Here is a 12,732-nt window from a genome sequence, read left to right on the forward strand (position 1 = left end):
GATTGAGGCGGTGAGGGCACCCCCGGAAGAACGTCATTGGACTCATAGCGCCAGTCTTGATATGTCGGCGATCGGGGGCCGCTGGCACGGATGCCAGCTATCGTGGCTATCGTGCCATCCATGGGGTTCCAATCGGTGGCGGCTTACGCGCCCGGCGGGGTGACCGCGTTCGGGCTCGGGCTGGTGGGCGAGGTCTTCTCGGGCAGGTTCGCGTTCAGCGTGTGCGCCGACACCGAGGTGGTGACCACGGATCTGGGGCTCGCCGTACACGCTGACGGGGGGCTGGAGGCGCTGGCGGGGGCCGATCTGGTGCTGGCGCTGCCCAGCGCTGTTCCCGATGCGGCCTCACCGCGGGCGCTGGAGGCGTTCAGGGCGGCGAGCGAGCGCGGGGCGCTGGTGGCCTCGCATTGCGTCGGCGCGTTCACGCTGGCCGCGGCGGGGCTGCTGGACGGCAGGCGCGCGACCACGCACTGGCGCTTCGCCGATCGGCTGGCGGGGCGTTTCCCCGCGGTGACCGTCGAGCCCGACGTGCTCTACGTCGACGAGGGCGACCTGCTCACGGGAGCGGGCGCGGCGGCCGGGATCGACCTGTGCCTGCACCTGATCAGGCGCGAGCACGGCGCGGCCGTGGCCAACGCGATCGCCAGGGAGATGGTGGTCCCCGCGCACCGGGAGGGTGGGCAGGCGCAGTACCTGGCCTCGCCGCTGCCCGGCGGCGCCGACGACGAGCGGCTGGCCGGGGTGCTGGCCTGGGCGCTGGAGCGTCTGGGTGAGCCGCTGCCCGTGGACCGGCTGGCGGCGCGGGCGCTGATGAGCCGCAGGACCTTCATCCGCCGCTTCACGGCAGCGACGGGCACGACCCCGCACGCCTGGGTGCGGGCGCAGCGCCTCAACCGGGCCGAGGAGCTGCTCGAGACGACGGACCTGCCGGTCGAGGAGGTGGCCAGGCGCGTGGGCTACAGCGGCGGCGCCGAGCTGCGCGAGCAGTTCGTCCGGCGGCGCGGCGTCCCGCCCCGCGACTACCGGCGCGCCTTCCACAGTTGACAAGAATATGAAGACCGGCCTGGAGAATGCTTGACCGTCGGCATGGTCGTTCTCGATGGGCCTGTCCGAACGGGCGTTCGCTTTGACGTTACGACGCGCAAGAGCGCCTCCGAGGACGTCAAGCAGCTCGGCGAGGGACTCATGGAGATCAGCTACCGGCACGAGCGGCTCATCTCCGGACTACTCCTGCTCGCCCACGTAGCGGATCCCGTTCTCCAGAAGGTTGTGCACCAGCCGCTCGAGGAGCAGACCGTCCCCGACGGTCGGGGTCGCGTCGGCCGCACAGTGGATCGCCACGTGGGCCTTGTCTGCTTGCGGGGTGAGCTCGTCGGCGACGTGGCGGACCACGTCCTCCAGTTCAATCGGAGCCTTCTCGGTGATCTCACTGTCACCGGCGGCCGGATCTCCTCCCTCCAAGCCCAGCCGCAGGGGTTGCGTCGCGATCTCGAGGCCGTTGCCCGCGCCGAAGACCTGATCGCCCCCGATGCGACAGACCAAGCCTGACTCCCACAAGCATGGCCTCAACGGCGGGCATGGCGATCTCGACGTCGCAGTTCTGAGTCGACCACCCCGAACGGCGGGCGGGGCCAGGCTAGTTGCCTAACGTGCCGTCATGCGTCTGACCAGCCAGAACGCGCACCAACCCAAGACAACGATGGGCTACAGGCATGCCCGTTGTGTCACGCGGACGCTTACCGCTCAGGAATCGGCGACGGCGGCGACGGCTTCGATCTCGACGAGTTGGCCGTCGTAACCGAGCACGGTGACGCCCATCAAGGTGCTCAGTACGTCGTGCTGACCGAACGAGTCCCGGACCACCTCCCAGGCAGCGACCAAGTCCTGGCGGCGTGTGGAGGCGACGAGAACCCTTGTGCTAATGACGTCCTGCATCGATGCGCCTGAGGCAGCGAGAGCAGCCTGCATGTTCTCAATGGCTTTCGCTGCTTGGCCTGCGTAGTCCCCAAGCGCTGGGAATGGCAATCTCGACCTGAGAATTTGGCCACCCCAGCACCGGGCGGCCGACAGTGGTTGCTTCTCGCGTTGGATGCGACTTGCCGACCGCTGCCGGACGCACACACCTGGCCGGAGCGGATCTTGCGCCACGCTTTTGGGTAGGGCAAGGGCCAACTGGAACCAGTCAATTCAACCGCTCAGACGATTGATAATTCCTCGCTATTTTGAAGCAGATTTGCTGTGTAATCTGTATTCTATATAGAGAAATTTATTATATGAACGAAAGAATGCGCCTGCGAATCAGTCGCGGTGTTGCGACGACCAGTTGAACCCACCCCGTCGCCATCCGCGCGGCCACCGACCACTAGCGCGGGGTCTGGTCGTCGGGGATGAACGGGGCTCCGTGCCCGGGTACCACGAGGTCGGCCACCGCCAGGACGCGTTCGCGGCTGGCGCGGAGCTGGTCGCGGTCGGGGCTGACCGGGTCGTCGGCGGGGCCGTCGGCGCGCCACCATAGGTCTCCGGCCAGCGCCACGACGCCGTCGGGGGTTCCGACGAGCATGGTGAGGTCCTCGTGGCTGTGGCCGGGGGTGAACAGGAGCCTGATGGACGGGGTGAACTCGTACCCTTCGGCGTCCCTGGTCGTCCAGGTGTGCCCGGTGTAGACGGCCTTGTGGTCGTGGATGCGGGCGCGGGTGAACAGCGCGGCGTTGAGGGTGTTGTCCGGGTGGTGGTGGCTGAGCACCACGTCGGTGATGTCCTCGGGCGTCAGGCCGAGCTCGGCCAGCGGGCCGGTGATGGACTTCGGGTCGTCCACCATGCCGGGGTCGAAGACGATCCGAAGGTCGCCGTCGGCCACGCAGGAGACGGTCGCGGCCACGCCGGGGCCGGTGGAGCCGGTGTATCCGGTGGTCAGGACCTGGAAGGAGGCCTCGCGGCCGCTGGGTGCGTCACTCATGGCACCAGTCTTGAGATGTCGGCCTTTGGGGGCCGCTGGCACGGATGCCAGCTATCGCGGTTATCGTGCCATCCATGGGGTTCCAATCCGTAGCGGCCTACGCGCCCGGCGGGGTGACCGCGTTCGGGCTCGGGCTGGTGGGCGAGGTCTTCTCGGGCAGGTTCGCGTTCAGCGTGTGCGCCGACACCGAGGTGGTGACCACGGATCTGGGGCTCGCCGTACACGCTGACGGGGGGCTGGAGGCGCTGGCGGGGGCCGATCTGGTGCTGGCGCTGCCCAGCGCTGTTCCCGATGCGGCCTCACCGCGGCCTTGATGGGCTCGGCGCACGAGACCGGGGTCCCCTGCAACGGGACGCGGTGGTGCCAGGATGTGACCTGGCACCACCGTTAGGGAGTTACGTCACGGGTTGGAGGGAGACGCGCTGGGCGTCGGCGGGTTGGGGTGGCCTTCGCCGGGGACTTCGATCGCCTCGCAGCGGGTGCCGTCCTTCGGCGGCTTGACGTTGATGAGGAACGAGTCGACCGCGTCGTTGATGCATTCGCTCGGCCCATAGCCGATGGTGGACGGGTAGATGGTGTGGCCGTACCTGTGGGTGCCCGAAACTCGGTCGTTGGGGCTGACCTTGGGTTTGGCGTTGCCGTTCTTGCGGGCATGATCGCTGTCCATGACGTTGCGGCTGCTTTATCTGATCTTCGTCCAACTCGCGGGATGGGTGGTGCTACTGGCTCGCTCGCAGAGGTCGAAGGACGCGGAGATCCTCGTCTTGCGTCATCAGCTCGCGGTGTTGCGTCGGCAGGTAGCAAGGCCTCGGCCGTCGTGGGCGGATCGGGCGGTGATCAGCGCGCTGGCGCGCCTGCTGTCTCCAGCCGGTCGTCGGCGGTTGTTCGTGACGCCGGGCACGCTGCTGCGCTGGCACGCCGATCTGGTACGGCGGCGGTGGACCTTCAAGCGCCGCAGCCAGGGCCGGCCCCCCACTCGCGCCTCCATCCAGGCCTTGGTACTTCGTCTGGCCCGGGAGAATCCGCTGTGGGGTTACCGGCGGATCGCCGGCGAACTCGCCGCTCTGGGCTATCGGGTGGGAGCCTCCACAGTGTGGCTCATCTTGAAGACGGCTGGCATCGATCCAGCGCCACGACGCGCGGGACCGACCTGGAGTGAGTTCCTGCGCGCTCAAGCTACGGGGATCTTGGCATGCGACTTCTTCCACTGCGACACCGTGCTGTTCAAACGCCTGTATTGCCTGGTCGTCATGGAGCTCAGGACCCGCCGGGTGCACGTCCTTGGCGTCACCGAGCATCCGACCGGGTCGTGGGTTGCGCAGCAGGCCAGGAACCTGGTGATCGAACTGGGGGACAGGGCGAAGGGGTTCAGGTTCCTCATCCGCGATCGGGATACGAAGTTCACCACGATGTTCGACGAAGTCTTCACGGCCGAGGGCATCCGCATCCTCAAGACGCCACCTCGCGCTCCGCGGGCCAACGCTTTCGCCGAACGCTGGATCGGCGGCCTGCGCCGCGAACTCCTCGATCGGATCCTCATCGTCAACGCCCGCCACTTACGGCGCGTGCTGGCGACCTACGAGACCCACTTCAATGGGCATCGCCCGCATCGCTCCCTGGGCCAGGCCGCTCCGCTGCGAGCCCTTCCCGACCCGGTCGAGGGCGATATCGAGGTCATCCGACGTGACCGCCTTGGTGGGCTGATCCACGAATACGGGCAGGTCGCATAAGGTGGCCGAGTTCTTGGCACCCACAGGCTTGACCTGGCCGGATGATTAATCGGCACCCGCAAGGTGCCTCGGTTCGACTCTACGGCAAAAGTAGCTCGTAACCTACACAAGCCATGCACGTATCGGGCTCGGGACGTCGTAGCCTCGAGCCCGATACTTAATCACAACCTATCGGTTGATCTTGATTTGCTCCTGACCTCTATTGTCGACGACAACCCGCTCTTCCAGAGGCTTCTGAAGCCGGAACTGGACGCGCTGGACACGTGCGTTCATGTTGCTGAGTTCGTCATCCCACGGCCATGAGACCGGACAGTTGTTTTCGACCTTGATCCCGATGACTACGCGAGATGACATCTCAATCATTTCGGTGTCCGCCACTCGCTCGCAGGCCTTTCCGTCCTCGCCGGGAGCCAACAGTAGATTGACCGATAGGGTGCGCTGATCTTCCGATAGCGATGCCATGTGAATCTCTCTCCATTCCGTAGACCCACATCCTGATAACCCAACTATCGCCAGTACACCTAGGATATAGGCTCGAAAACGGATAGGCATCGAAATACCCCTATTTGCGCTTCATGACGTCTCCGTCGAACGCTTGCCGGACGGTTGTGATGTCGGTGAATGCGAGAATGCAGTCGCCGAACCAGGGATCCTTTCCGCTGCTTATGATACCTTTCGCTGCTACATCAGCAGCACCTGCGGGGTCTGGGATTAACGTGTAGACAGGACCGCCAGAATCACCGTGTTGCACGCAGTCACGACTACGTGACGCCGTGACTGTATTGTCGAGGGTGCCTGTGTTGGTTTTCATCCAGGTGTTGGCATTCTCGACCTTCCAGGTACAGTGTTGTCCGGAGACTGCACCTCCAACACAGAATAGATCCCCGTTTACCGAACGGCGCGGCCAGCTTCGCTTGACCTCGCGTTTTGATCCTGAGGTTGCTCCTCCGACGAAGATGGATGCTGTGGGCTGAGTGGGAGCGGTGGTTTCAACCAGAGCAACGTCGCCCAACCATTTGTTCTGGCCGGGAAGGGGCACTGTACCAGTACCAACCGTCCAGTTGCTCAGCAGTTTATGTCCGTAAGGTGCCGTAACGCCCAGGCCCCCCTGGAGAGAGTAGACCAAGGTCGTGCTGTCGTTGGTCGGCATGCAGTGGCCGGCCGTGACGAGGCGCTTTGCTCCACTGACCGACCAGGCAAAACCCATGGTGCACGCGTCTTCGTTGTCAGTTTTGTAGCCTCCACCTCCGTTGATATAGGCGTCGTTGTCGTTGCCTCGGCTGTCTAGTGTCTCTGCCTTGGTAGCGGCTGGGTCCAAAGCGATGACGACGCCGTCAACGCCATAACGCTGTGCAAGCGCCTGACGTAGTTCGGGTGAAACGGCGTTAGCTATCAGCAACACCTGGTTACGCTCCCCCCACAGACGTGCTGCCAGCACATTGTCAGCGCCAGGCAGTTGTGCCGCGGTCAGGCGGAGGACTTCTTGGGCGGTGGCTGTTAGCCAGGTCTTGCTTCGGGCGACGTCAGGCACCTGCGGCGTGAAGCTGTAGTCTTGGGGCTGGCCGCCCGAACCTTCGCTGTCCTCATCGGTGTCGCCGTCCGTGTACTCTCCGGGGAGAGTCCAGTCCACGCTGCCGATGCCAAGGTAGGCAGTCCCAGTAAGTGCCGCTTCACCGATTGGGTGACCGTCCGCGGTGACCGCTGGCACGATGACGTTGCCGCTCACCATATCGACGTACGGGTCGGCGAGGGTGTCCCCATTGGCTTCTACTCGATCATAGGCAGAGCTGAGTGCTTGGGCTTGCGGCTCGGCCATTTGCACGGAGTCGCTGCCCCAATGTGCAGGTGGCTGGATTACCTCGACACCATCGGGCCCGGCCGGGTAGAGCACGGTTGGTTCGCCAAGAGGAGCAAACGTTGCTGTGAGCTTTGGGGGGTTGTTGAAGTCTGAGTCCTCGGTTGAGGTGAAGACTCGGTAGTTCGCGCTGGCGCGCTCAGTAGGCGACATGAGTACTAGGCCATAGTTCCCAGCGTCTGCTGCCCATTGCTGGGCTATGGCCGTGACGTCCCATGTCATAGGTGCGGGGTCACACGATCCGCCGATGCTGCTCTTGTTGATCACAGCATCTGTGGTTGTGTTGGTTGGCTGTGCTGACCAGGTGACTGTGTCGGGAGTCCAAGCACCGGTTATTCTGCGAACCTGGATGCCATCACCAACCGTCGCCCCGCAGCTTGGCCCGTCGATGTTGAGCATGGACAGAGTGACATTACTGATCTGCTGACCGATGAGAGCAGATGTATCGAATTTTAGGTAGGCGCGCGATTTGGTGCCATCGGACTCAGTTCCCGCCTTTAGCGTTGCGCCGTCGGGGTAAGACCAGTCGGGCGTTGCGCTCCAGATGTCTGCATCTGAGCTGGCGGTGAGGCTGAACGCGGACTGAAGAGTGACGGGGTAGGTGGTGGAGGGGTCCTCAAGGTACTTCTGATCGGGCCGGAGGTTAATTGTCTGCTGCCCACCGTTGGTGCTTATATCCGTAGCGACGGTGCCAATGTGGGGGCGCTGGGTTCCAGCGTTATCGAGGGACGTAAGGTAGGGCCTGGATCCGAAGACGAGATTCTGTTTGTCGTTGGTACTGGCCCGGAGTAGGCCGTTAGCTTCCTTTCGGAGCGCCAGCCCTGGGCCGTGGAACGGAAGCTTGATTTCTAATGCCTTGGCTGGTCTGTTGCGTAGGACGACGTCGTAGCGGAAGCCTGTTGCCAGGGCTGTAACGACGAGGTCGGCGCCCTGCCCGGCCGCGTCCGCATAGATTGCGCGACTTCCCTCAAGCTTTGGTTTGGGGAGGTCGGTGGGCCACTGCATCGAAAAGGACTGCTGAGAGGTGGGCGTAAAAGTGACTTCGGAGCCGCTTCCTCCTGATGGTAGCGAGAGGTCACCCTTGATTACCTTCGGCGAGATTCGACCCTCCTGTTCAGCCAGCGTGGTGTCAATCCACGCCCATGCGCCGCTCTTTTGAACCCGAACCGGTCGCGACCACGCCTCCGCAGAGATATGCCCGTCCGGATATCGCCAGTAGCGTGTCGACTCTGTTGCCGCACCGAGGAGTTCGACTGGCCCGCTCTGCTGTTTGGCGCTCGGCCCCACTCCGAAATGCGGCGTGGGGCCAGGGTCTGCTTGAGCCGATGGGGACAAGGTCGCAACGATGAGAGGGATTGCGAGAAGTCCGGCGGTGGCGCTCCCTAACCAGGTCCTGCGTTGTACAGGTCTCCACGAGGTGGATATTCGACCCCTTTCTGACGTTGATCATCAAACAGGCTGAACGTAACAGTAAGGATTTTTAGCCACAAGCTCCCATCCTTGATCCTTCTGTGATATGGAGCCCCAGCCCTGTCCCGCTCGGAAATACGGCTTCGTGCTGTGAGCTGGTATTTCGCTGCGCGATCAGGGCGGCGGCTGCCACCATCGCGAGGTGTTGTTGTCGCTGGTCTACCGGTTAGTGCGGTGCTTGTTCGGCCTTGTGGCGGTGCTGATCCGCTCTGATCTGTCCAAGGACGCTGAGCTGTTGGTGCTCCGGCACGAGAACCAGGTGCTCCGCCGTCAACTCGATGGCCGGCCGCGGTGGGGTCGCGCGGACCGGCTCTGGCTTGCGGCGTTGTCGCGGCTGGTCCAAAGGCGGCGGTGGGCGGAGGTGTTCCCGGTAACCCCGGCGACGATCTTACGCTGGCATCGCAACCTCGTCGCGCACAAGTGGACCTTCACCGACAGGCGGCGCCCGGGACGGCCCTGCACCCGCCGACCGGTCAAGGCACTGATTGTGCGGATGGCGCGGGAGAACCCGACCTGGGGGCACAGGAGGATCCAGGGCGAGTTGGCCCGCCTGGGTCACCCGATCGCGGCCTCCACCGTGTGGGAGATCCTGCACGCGGCCGGTATCAATCCGGCGCCCCGCCGGGCCGGGCCGAGCTGGCGGCAGTTCCTGTCCGCCCAAGCCCACGCGATCATCGCGTGTGACTTCCTGGTGATCGAGACGATACTGCTCAAGCGGCTATATGTGCTGGTCTTCATCGAGCACGGCACCCGGAGACTGCACCTGGCCGGAGTAACTGCGCACCCGACCGGGGCATGGGCGGTGCAGCAGGCCCGCAACCTGACGCTAGACCTGGGAGAGCGCATCGCCGAGCTACGATTCTTGATCCACGATCGGGATCCGCTCTTCACCTCCGCGTTCAGGGAGGTCTTCAAGACTGAAGGACTGCGAGCCATTACCACCCTGCCGCGGACGCCGAGGATGAACGCCATCTGCGAGCGGGTCATCGGCACCCTGCGTCGCGAACTCCTGGACCGGATCCTGATCCTCAGCGAACGCCACCTGGCCCTCGTGCTCCACGAATACCTGATCCACTACAACAGACACCGGCCGCACCAGTCCCGGCAGCAACGCCCTCCGGACGCCGCAACGCAGCCCGCCCGGGACGTGACCGACCTCAACGACATGCGATCCATCCGCCGAAAACCCGTCGTCACAGGCATGATCAGCGAGTACCACCACGCCGCTTAACAGTGATGATGGATGAGCACCTCCCGCCGGAGTCTGACCCACCGCTTAACTGACCTTGGGGTCTTCAACCGGATTTGTCGTCTTCGGCCGGGAGGTGCTCGTGTGCATTCACCGGCGTGCGGTGTGACCTGATAAGAGCCTGGCCAGAGGCCCCATCACTGTTGTGTCCGTCCGCTCGGCTGGTGCGTGCCGCCCTGCCCCATGGTCACGAGCGACAGGACGACGATGTCTGCTATTACACCCCATGACGTGCCCGTTCTCGAGGTTGTCGGTGGCGTCGACACCCACCAGGACACCCACACCGCCGCGGTCATCGATGCGGTGGGGCGGGTTCTGGGCACCGAGCAGTTCCCCGCCACCCCGGCCGGATATGCGGCGCTGCTGGCGTGGATGCACTCGTTCGGGCGGCTGTTGCGGGTCGGGATAGAAGGCACCGGCGCCTATGGCGCCGGACTGGCTCGTGTTCTCGACGATGAAGGCGTCGAGATCGTCGAGGTCGACCGCCCAGACCGCAGAACCCGTCGCTTCCAGGGCAAGTCCGATCCGATCGATGCCGTCCAAGCGGCTAAGACCGCCCTGGCCGGGCAGCGAACCGGCATCCCCAAGCAGCGTGTGGGTCACATCGAAGCACTCCGCAATCTGCGGGTGGCCCGCCGCTCGGCCGTTGATCAGCGTGCCGACACCCAGCGCCAGATCAAGGCACTGATCATCACCGCGCCCGACGACCTGCGCGGACAACTGCGCCATCTGCCCACCAAGCAGCTGATCGCCACCTGCGCGGCCTTTGAGCCCAATCGGGACGACGCTGCAACATCGGCCACCGCCACCAAGATCGCGTTGCGATCCTTGGCTCGCCGCCATCAACAACTGTCGACGGAGATCATCGATCTGGACGAACTCCTGGAGCCCTTGGTGACGGCCATCAACTCCACGCTGATGGCCGTGCACGGCGTCGGCCCCGACACCGCCGGCCAGCTCCTGGTCACCGCCGGGGAAAACCACGACCGGCTCACCTCAGAAGCAGCCTTCGCCATGCTCTGCGGCGTCGCTCCCATCCCCGCCTCCAGCGGCAAGACCACCCGGCACCGCCTCAACCGCGGCGGCGACCGCCAAGCCAACGCCGCCCTCTACCGCATCGCCCTGGTCCGTCTGCGCTGGGACCCCCGCACCCGCGCCTACATGCAACGCCGCACCCAAGACGGCCTGTCCAAGAAGGAGATCATCCGCTGCCTCAAACGCTACATCGCCCGCGAGTTCTACCAGATCATCACCAAGAACGATCATGAACAACTTGCTTGACATCAATAGGAGCATCCGCAGCTCAGGCCACGTAACCCAATATTCGAGCGGTACACCACCTGGCATTCGTGCTCGGCGAATATCTGATCCACTACAACCACCACCGGCCGCACCAGTCCCGGCACCAGCGTCCCCCAGACATCGCAACGCAGCCCGCCCGGGACGTGACCGACCTCAGCGACCTGCGATCCGTTCGCCGAAAACCCGTCGTCACCGGCATCATTAACGAATACCGCCACGCCGCATAACCGCAGCTCAGGCCACGTAACTCAATATTCGAGCGGCACACGATCCGTCGAAGAACATCGAGCTGCCGTCTGCGAAGAAGCGCCGGCCGCTGTTGTGGACGCCGGAGCGGGTAGCGCGCTGGCGCAGGCAGTTGGCGGCTGAGGCGGCCAAGCCGCCGGAAGAGCGGTTGCCGGTGTCTAAGCCGAGCCCGGTCATGGTGTGGACGCCCACGCTGGCGGGGGAGTGGCTCGACATGCTCGTGGAGTGGGACGAGCGCCTGTATGCGCTGTACCACCTGGTCCTGACTCGCGGTCTGCGCCGGGGCGAGGTGTGCGCCCTGGAGTGGTCCGACAGCGACCTGGACGGCGATGGCACCATCTCGGTCCTGGAAGACGAGGACGCTGAAGCCGAGGACGGTATCAAGTCCGAATCTTCCCGGCGCACGGTGAAGCTGGGCAAGCCGAACGTCGCGCTGCTGAGGGCGTGGAGGAAGGTTCAGGCAGAGGAGCGCTTGGCGGCCGGTCGGGAGTGGGTGGACAGCGGGAAGGTGTTTACCGATCGACTGGGCCGGTCGCTGGATCTGTACTGGCTGTCCGACCATACACAGCACCTGGTGAAGAAGTCTGGGCTGCCACCGATCCGGTTGCACGACATGAGGCACTGCGCGGCGACGATCATGCTGGCGAGCGGGATGGACATGAAGGACGTGTCCGCGACGCTCGGTCACCGGCACTACTGGTTCACCGCCGACACCTACACCGTGGTGTTGCCGGAACTGGCCGAGGCGGCGGCCGAGGCGGCGATCGCGCTCATCCCGCGGCGCCGAGGGACAGGCCACACACCATCATGATCGTTTCGAGTGGTCCAGCAATGGTCCGATTCGAGATCAACAACGGCGGATCTTACTGCGGACGATCAAAGGAGAACCTGGTAGGGCGGGTGGGACTTGAACCCACGACCCACGGATTATGAGTCCGATGCTCTGACCGGCTGAGCTACCGCCCCTGGATTCAGTTGTGCGTGCGTGGATCGAGCGTGCTGGCTAAGGGTAGAGCATCCGAGCCTGCCCCGCGCGAGGGCTCGAATCCACGCTAGGACATCATTCCATGCTCCCACCCCTGCGCGGGGGCGTTGCCGTACGTCTTCGCCATAGGCGATCGGGAACGTGAGATTTTCTCGGGGCATGCGAGAGGGAGGGCGGGTAGCGTCTTGGCATGGCGGTCAGGCTGATCTATGAGACGCATGCGATCACCGTGGACAACGAGACGGGGATCGCCACCGGATGGCTGCCGGGTGAGCTGTCCAGGACGGGGCGCGAGCTGGCCAAGGAGCTGGGCGCCCGGCGGCGCGACGTCGACGTGGTGTACTCCTCCGACCTGCGGCGTGCCGTACAGACCGCTGAGATCGCGTTCGAGGGCGGCAAGGAGATCAGGCTCGACTCGCGGCTGCGCGAGTGCGACTACGGGATATACAACGGGCGGCCCGTGAGCGAGGTGGCGATGCTGCGGAGCCGCTACATCGATACGCCGTGGCCGGGCGGGCAGAGTTATCGGCAGGTCGTGGCGGAGACGGCGGGGTTCCTGGAGGACCTGGCCAAGCAGTGGCAGGGCATGATCGTGCTGGTGATCGCCCATTCGGCGAACCGGTGGGCGCTGCAGAACCTGCTCGAAGGGGTACCGCTGGAGGAGCTGGTGGACGCGCCGTTCGACTGGAAGCCAGGGTGGGAGTTCAGCCTCGCCTGACAGCAACGGTACGGCCGGCCGCCACGAAACCGCAGCCCGCCAGGGGTCTCGGCGTCGACCGGCCGCTCGTTGCGTTGTCAGACTTCGTCGATGGTCATCGCGCCCTCGTTGGGGCGCCGGGAGAGGTCGATGCCGAGTTCCTCTGCCGCGCGGAAGACGTCCTCGTCGGTGTCGCGCATCTCGATGGACATGCCGTCGCTGGACAGCACCTCGACGTTCAG

At 64.6% G+C, this 12,732-nt stretch carries 13 protein-coding genes and 1 tRNA gene; 8 read left to right on the forward strand and 6 right to left on the reverse strand.

Features of this window, described 5'->3' with window-relative positions:
• Positions 1 to 120 precede the first annotated feature (120 nt).
• Together ACIBHX_RS46400 and ACIBHX_RS46405 are read left to right on the forward strand one after the other, a co-directional pair.
• Positions 121 to 1,044 (forward strand): GlxA family transcriptional regulator, encoded by a 924-nt coding sequence (locus tag ACIBHX_RS46400; protein WP_397074654.1) that lies wholly within the window; start codon positions 121 to 123, stop codon positions 1,042 to 1,044.
• A 30-nt stretch (positions 1,045 to 1,074) separates the two neighbouring features.
• A complete protein-coding gene (locus tag ACIBHX_RS46405; RefSeq protein ID WP_397074656.1) occupies positions 1,075 to 1,548 on the forward strand; it encodes a hypothetical protein in 474 nt (157 codons plus the stop codon).
• Between the two features lie 195 nt (positions 1,549 to 1,743).
• Here ACIBHX_RS46405 and ACIBHX_RS46410 read toward each other — a convergent pair whose 3' ends face one another.
• Together ACIBHX_RS46410 and ACIBHX_RS46415 are read right to left on the reverse strand one after the other, a co-directional pair.
• Positions 1,744 to 2,148: a RidA family protein gene (locus ACIBHX_RS46410; RefSeq protein ID WP_397074657.1), complete on the reverse strand. Its 405-nt coding sequence runs from the start codon at positions 2,146 to 2,148 to the stop codon at positions 1,744 to 1,746.
• Between the two features lie 214 nt (positions 2,149 to 2,362).
• A complete protein-coding gene (locus ACIBHX_RS46415; protein ID WP_397074659.1) occupies positions 2,363 to 2,956 on the reverse strand; it encodes an MBL fold metallo-hydrolase in 594 nt (197 codons plus the stop codon).
• Positions 2,957 to 3,030: 74 nt separating this feature from the next.
• Here ACIBHX_RS46415 and ACIBHX_RS46420 point away from each other — a divergent pair, with 74 nt between their 5' ends.
• Positions 3,031 to 3,270 (forward strand): hypothetical protein, encoded by a 240-nt coding sequence (locus ACIBHX_RS46420; protein WP_397074660.1) that lies wholly within the window; start codon positions 3,031 to 3,033, stop codon positions 3,268 to 3,270.
• Between the two features lie 86 nt (positions 3,271 to 3,356).
• On the opposite strand, the gene ACIBHX_RS46425 is transcribed toward ACIBHX_RS46420, so the two are convergent.
• The gene (locus ACIBHX_RS46425) at positions 3,357 to 3,623 is read right to left on the reverse strand and encodes a hypothetical protein (protein WP_397074661.1); all 267 of its coding nucleotides are present in this window, start codon (positions 3,621 to 3,623) and stop codon (positions 3,357 to 3,359) included.
• On the opposite strand from ACIBHX_RS46425, the gene ACIBHX_RS46430 reads away from it, so the two are divergent.
• On the forward strand, positions 3,622 to 4,686 hold the full coding sequence (locus ACIBHX_RS46430; protein WP_397074663.1) for an integrase core domain-containing protein: 1,065 nt from the start codon (positions 3,622 to 3,624) through the stop codon (positions 4,684 to 4,686). The genes ACIBHX_RS46425 and ACIBHX_RS46430 overlap by 2 nt on opposite strands.
• A 168-nt stretch (positions 4,687 to 4,854) precedes the next feature.
• On the opposite strand, the gene ACIBHX_RS46435 is transcribed toward ACIBHX_RS46430, so the two are convergent.
• Positions 4,855 to 5,148 carry a hypothetical protein gene (locus ACIBHX_RS46435; RefSeq protein WP_397074664.1) on the reverse strand — a complete coding sequence of 98 codons (294 nt, stop codon included), beginning with the start codon at positions 5,146 to 5,148 and terminating at the stop codon, positions 4,855 to 4,857.
• 100 nt (positions 5,149 to 5,248) lie between these two features.
• Entirely contained in the window at positions 5,249 to 7,546 is a 2,298-nt protein-coding gene (locus tag ACIBHX_RS46440) for a DNRLRE domain-containing protein (RefSeq protein ID WP_397074666.1), read from the reverse strand.
• A gap of 607 nt (positions 7,547 to 8,153) precedes the next feature.
• Here ACIBHX_RS46440 and ACIBHX_RS46445 point away from each other — a divergent pair.
• The 3 genes from ACIBHX_RS46445 to ACIBHX_RS46455 all read left to right on the forward strand — a co-directional run bounded on the left by ACIBHX_RS46445 (position 8,154) and on the right by ACIBHX_RS46455 (position 11,619).
• Positions 8,154 to 9,242, forward strand: a complete 1,089-nt coding sequence (locus ACIBHX_RS46445) for an integrase core domain-containing protein (protein ID WP_397074668.1) — start codon at positions 8,154 to 8,156, stop codon at positions 9,240 to 9,242.
• A gap of 234 nt (positions 9,243 to 9,476) precedes the next feature.
• Positions 9,477 to 10,541, forward strand: coding sequence for an IS110 family transposase (locus ACIBHX_RS46450; RefSeq protein WP_397074679.1), 1,065 nt, complete (start codon positions 9,477 to 9,479; stop codon positions 10,539 to 10,541).
• A 340-nt stretch (positions 10,542 to 10,881) separates the two neighbouring features.
• Complete coding sequence (locus tag ACIBHX_RS46455) at positions 10,882 to 11,619, forward strand: site-specific integrase (RefSeq protein WP_397074669.1); 738 nt, start codon at positions 10,882 to 10,884, stop codon at positions 11,617 to 11,619.
• Positions 11,620 to 11,697: 78 nt separating this feature from the next.
• Here ACIBHX_RS46455 and ACIBHX_RS46460 read toward each other — a convergent pair.
• Positions 11,698 to 11,774, reverse strand: a tRNA-Ile gene (locus ACIBHX_RS46460).
• Positions 11,775 to 11,983: 209 nt separating this feature from the next.
• On the opposite strand from ACIBHX_RS46460, the gene ACIBHX_RS46465 reads away from it, so the two are divergent.
• Positions 11,984 to 12,511, forward strand: coding sequence for a histidine phosphatase family protein (locus ACIBHX_RS46465; protein ID WP_397074671.1), 528 nt, complete (start codon positions 11,984 to 11,986; stop codon positions 12,509 to 12,511).
• Positions 12,512 to 12,732: the final 221 nt, after the last annotated feature.

This window comes from Nonomuraea sp. NPDC050536 (assembly GCF_044457685.1).
Lineage (GTDB): Bacteria > Actinomycetota > Actinomycetes > Streptosporangiales > Streptosporangiaceae > Nonomuraea.